At 40.4% G+C, this 4,607-nt stretch carries 5 protein-coding genes; 1 reads left to right on the top strand and 4 read right to left on the bottom strand.

All coding sequences use genetic code 11. The features are described from left to right. Positions 1-24: 24 nt before the first annotated feature. The 4 genes from Q7J27_05505 to istA form a co-directional block, all read right to left on the bottom strand. Entirely contained in the window at positions 25-258 is a 234-nt protein-coding gene (locus Q7J27_05505; GenBank protein MDO9528602.1) for a hypothetical protein, read from the bottom strand. A 1,060-nt stretch (positions 259-1,318) separates the two neighbouring features. Continuing rightward, on the bottom strand, positions 1,319-1,498 hold the full coding sequence (locus Q7J27_05500) for a hypothetical protein (protein MDO9528601.1): 180 nt from the start codon (positions 1,496-1,498) through the stop codon (positions 1,319-1,321). A gap of 379 nt (positions 1,499-1,877) precedes the next feature. Beyond that, entirely contained in the window at positions 1,878-2,657 is a 780-nt protein-coding gene (istB, locus tag Q7J27_05495) for an IS21-like element helper ATPase IstB (protein MDO9528600.1), read from the bottom strand. Beyond that, positions 2,651-4,111 carry an IS21 family transposase gene (istA, locus tag Q7J27_05490; protein MDO9528599.1) on the bottom strand — a complete coding sequence of 487 codons (1,461 nt, stop codon included), beginning with the start codon at positions 4,109-4,111 and terminating at the stop codon, positions 2,651-2,653. Before istA ends, istB begins: the two co-directional genes overlap by 7 nt. A 137-nt stretch (positions 4,112-4,248) precedes the next feature. On the opposite strand from istA, the gene Q7J27_05485 reads away from it, so the two are divergent. After that, a partial coding sequence (locus Q7J27_05485) for a DUF3795 domain-containing protein (protein MDO9528598.1) occupies positions 4,249-4,607 on the top strand: 359 nt, incomplete at its 3' end.

Genomic DNA, 4,607 nt, shown 5'->3' with positions numbered 1-4,607 from the left:
AAGATAAGTAAGGTGTCCCCGGAATTACGCAAAAGAACTATAGGGAACCATACCGATCTTGAGCTTTTTTGCACACCGGTATCGTTTAAAGCCATCAAGAAGAATTTTAGTCCCGTCTTCAAGATTAATGCCTTTAAGTGGTTCCTGGATATCATGTTCAATAATAGAGGCAAGTAATGCCCTTTCAATTTCTTTGGACTTTAACCTGAACTTTTCATACCTCAGGTCCAAATTGATAATTTCTATCTTCTCAACCATGATTTCCCCTATGCATCTTATTTTTGAATCTGACCATAACAAAAACACCCAAGACGTATCTTGCAGGCCTGTGTGAGAAGCATATAAATATTAGAAAAAATTTTTAAATATAACCTGAAGGTCAGAAACTGAAATATTATAGGGGAAAAAGGGATTTATAAAAAACACGACGCTGTCAGATAAAACCATCAGGATTTTTGTGCGCACGTAACCATGCGGGATACTGGCTGTTATTTTCTATGCTGAGATGCCCGACCAAATAACCTGAAGGTCACACGTAAAAAGACTGCGTTTTGCTTTGAGCCACCGGATTGTTGATAATAATCCCAGGCAAATGCATCCGGCCCCCGAATGGGATGATTGCTGATCTGGGATTGATGGTTTGATCAACGACAATTATAATTCCCCATCAACGACAATTATAATTCCCGTTTCCATTGTTTTATAACCTGTTTATTTCATTAATAAATACTCGCAAAATAAATTTTATTGTGTTTTTTTGTTTATATCCTTCCGGAGGATAGGGCCACGTGCTTATTCCGGTGAATCCGTCCACCCGTTCCGGGCAATTCAGTCCACCTGTTCCAGAGCATTCCGTCCAGGTTTTCTGGAACTGATCGACGATGGTTTTACCCTATGTCTCAGGCTTCTTATTTTTAGTCAAGTTTCTTGTCCTTTTTAACGTCAAAAATACAACATTTTTCTGTTAGTGACAAATAGAAATGTCCGGTTTTTGTAGCGCATGATTTGTCCGGTTTTATCATAGAAGTTGTTTCCATGTTAAGGACAATTTTATTTTTATTAAATATTCCAATTTCATTGTTTATAAAATTTATGCTACTCTTGCGTTGCCAACTCAGAGGATAGGGCTCTGCTGGGAAGCAACCCGAGCGTTGAAGTCGGTGGCTTAAGCATGGGGGTAGTGCGTAATGTACTGCCCCTTTCTCACATGCTTTTGCCCTCAATGCGTTAAATCCCAGGGGGTTTGGGGGACAGAGTCCCCCATTATAACCTGAAGGTCACACGTAATTGGTAAAAAGTCCTTTCATTATTTCCATTCTTATTTAGGTTGTTGATACTTAAAACCTGCTTTAATCAAGATTTCCTCTAAAATTATGCCGACCTCTCCTTTTTTCTTCAATTCATCAATCATCCACCTTTGAATTCGGGCATTTACATGGACACGCTTGAGATGTGATGGTAATTTTGGTTTTGGTATTCCTCTATATCCTCCGCGCATAAAACTCACCTTTCATTTAAAAAGTAATCCTGGAAAGCATTGCTATTACAGGATTTTAGATAGCTGTATAACAGTTACCATAAAAATAGGGTGATATTCGCCTAAAAATCTGGTCACTTGAGATTTTTCCATTTTTGGAACCACAATAAACATATGTTATTGGCACCCCGTTCTGCCATTGGTTAAACCATGGTGTGATAATATACGTCCAATTGTACTTTCAGACGGTATTGAATTGATATCATATTCTTCCAATCTTTCTTTAATAGCCTTGGGTCCGCAAAGCAGACCTCTGTTATATAATTCCAACCGTACTATTTTAACTATTTCTTGGATTTCTTCCTTTGTATATGCTGGATTTTTTGTGATTTGATCCTGCTCATTGGATATCATTATCAGTTCCTTTGTCTTGGTTCTTATCTTTTTTTGCCTGTTCCATACGGTAACTGTCTACGTTCAGTTCCAGGATGACACTATGATGGACAAGTCTGTCAATTGCGGCTGCGGTAATCATGGGGTCTTTAAAAATCTGCTCCCATTTAGAAAAAGGCAGGTTGCTGGTAATCATCAGACTGCTCCGTTCATATCGGTCAGCCAGGAAGGTAAACAGCACTTCCATTTCTTCCCGGCTTTGTTGTACGTACCCGATATCATCAATAATAACCGCATCAAACCTGGACATTTTTTTAAGTTTCCGGGTCATCTCAAGCTCTTTTTTAGCGATCAGTAATTCCTGAACAAGTTGACTGCATGAGATAAAAAGAACCTGTTTCCCCTTTTCAATCAGGGCATGGCCGATGGCACATAGCAGGTGGGTTTTACCACTGCCTGGATTGCCAAAGACCAATATGTTTTCGGCCCGATTCAAAAAAGAACCATTGATCAGAACATTTAAATGGTTGGCCACCTTTGTGGGCAGGCGCTTTTTATCAAAGTTGTCAAATGTTTTAGAGGGCGGGAGTTTGGATGCATAGAGATTGCGGGATATCCGGTTCTGCTGCCGTACTTCACATTCGAGATTTAACAATTCCAAAAGATATTGTTCGTAGCTCCATGAGTCTGCCCGTGCCTGCCCTGCAACCTCTTCATAACTGCGGCGTATGGTTGGCATATGAAGCTGTGTAAGGTTGCAAACAATCTGTTCCTGGTCGCTCAACATGACAACACCTCCTGCAGCAGCTGGTCATAACAGGTCAAATCAACTTCAGGGATATGGATATCGGCAATCATAACCTGAAGGTCACACATAAAATCAGGCTCGTTGGACTGCATGAGAATTTGAACCTGCTCTTTGCAGATATCCATATTTTTATCAATTAAGACTTTCAGGGCATTGTCCACAGCTGTTTCACTTTCTTTAGCAGCCATATTTAGAATGCTCAGATATCGTTTGACAGCACTTTTTGGTGAATATCGTTTTTTCAGGGTATCATATGCAATCCTGAACCGGCTGGTGGGGAACATTGCATCACGATAACGGTAGTTTTCAAATGCACCTGGTTTCCGGATCAGGCTGTCAATGATATGCCGATAATTGATTTTGTGTTTTCCTTCACCACGGAGTCTTGGCAAAACATCAACTTTTTTCTGAGCGTACCATATCTCCAACCGATCCATATATAGACGAACCTGGATCTCTTCACTGATCAGCCTGCTTTCCACGGAATAGACATTATGATTTACCCGTATGGTGCTGCTGGGGCCGACTTTCATTCCCTGGTGTTTGCAGGAGTCAATCCGGCGTTCAGGCAATCTGTGTAAGACAGCTTGTTCCTCCATGAAACGCTTGTTCCGACCGGCATTCAACTGTGCAAACAATTTATGTAAAAATTGTTCATATTCAGCTCGATCATCAAAATTTCGGTTTCCCCTTAAAAGCAAGGCCTGGTCCGCTGCTCTTTTGAAACGATAATTGCGTTGTTCCACATCACCATTTTCATTTGGACTATTCGGATTTGTTTTGCAGGGAATGATTCTATAATGATCAACAAGATCCTGATATCTTCTGGTAAATTCTTCAGGATGGTCGGCCTTATTTACTGCTGTGGTTAAACGGTCCGTACGATGGTTTCCCGGCACTCCTCCCAGCTCCCATAAAGCATTTTGAAGCCCCTGGCTCAGGCTCTCAAAGCTTTCTGAAAAACAAATAGTCCCAGCTTCCCAGTTGGAATAGGTCAAAACAAAATGATAAATCATATGGTCAAAGGAAAGACCGCTTATCATTATCCCCAGTTTATCCATATGGGTAAAATCAGACTGGCACAACTCCCCCGGCTTGTGTATTTGAGGAAAAAAGACTTCTTTAGGGGGGCCTTCCACTGCTTTCCAATGTTTAATACGGCGCTGTAACGTTCTAAGTTGTCCATCTTCAAATTCCCCCGGGGTTCTGCATTGAAGATCCTCAAACAGGGTTTTGCCCTCCAATCCCGGGTTGATCTCCAACATTGATTTAATGTTTTCCCATACATTTTCAAAAGGATCTTGGCGCGTTTGCCATCCATGCTTTTGCCTGACATCGCTTGGTAGCTTACCGTGCTTGCGGTATTTGCGAGCGGTTTTTTCATCCATTCCAGCTCTCATTGCTGCAATCCCGAAATTCTTTTCTGTCTGAATCATTTTGAATAACCTCCTTACTTGTTGGTTAGTAACCATCCAAACCTCTCCTTTCTTTTAGATTTGGACGTTCTTACCATTTTTTTTAAGGTTTTTATATTTCGGGAATTTTAATTGTCGTCCGGCGGGAATTATAATTGTCGCTGATCATTGGGCTTTACAAAGGTGGTGTTCCTGGAAAAGGTACTATACCTAACAGTGAAGATCTTACAACAAAAGACATTAAATGCAACGGATGTTTGTCTGACAATCTTTTTATGCACTGTAAACAATGTGATATCAGAGACTGTATAAAAGAAAAAGGTTATGAAGGGTGTCATCAATGTAATGAGTTCCCCTGTAAATATATAGATAATTTTTCGATGGCCGTTGGTAAAAAGGTTATTCTAAGATCTGTTCCATATAGAAAAAAATATGGGACAAAAAAATGGATTGAAGATGAAGAAGCCCGTTACTTTTGCCCGGAATGCGGTAATAAAGTTTTTAGAGGTGTTGT

Source organism: Syntrophales bacterium, assembly GCA_030655775.1.
Classification (GTDB): domain Bacteria; phylum Desulfobacterota; class Syntrophia; order Syntrophales; family JADFWA01; genus JAUSPI01.
The sequence above is the reverse complement of the archived record's forward strand: the minus strand, read 5'-3'. Positions and strand labels throughout refer to the sequence as shown.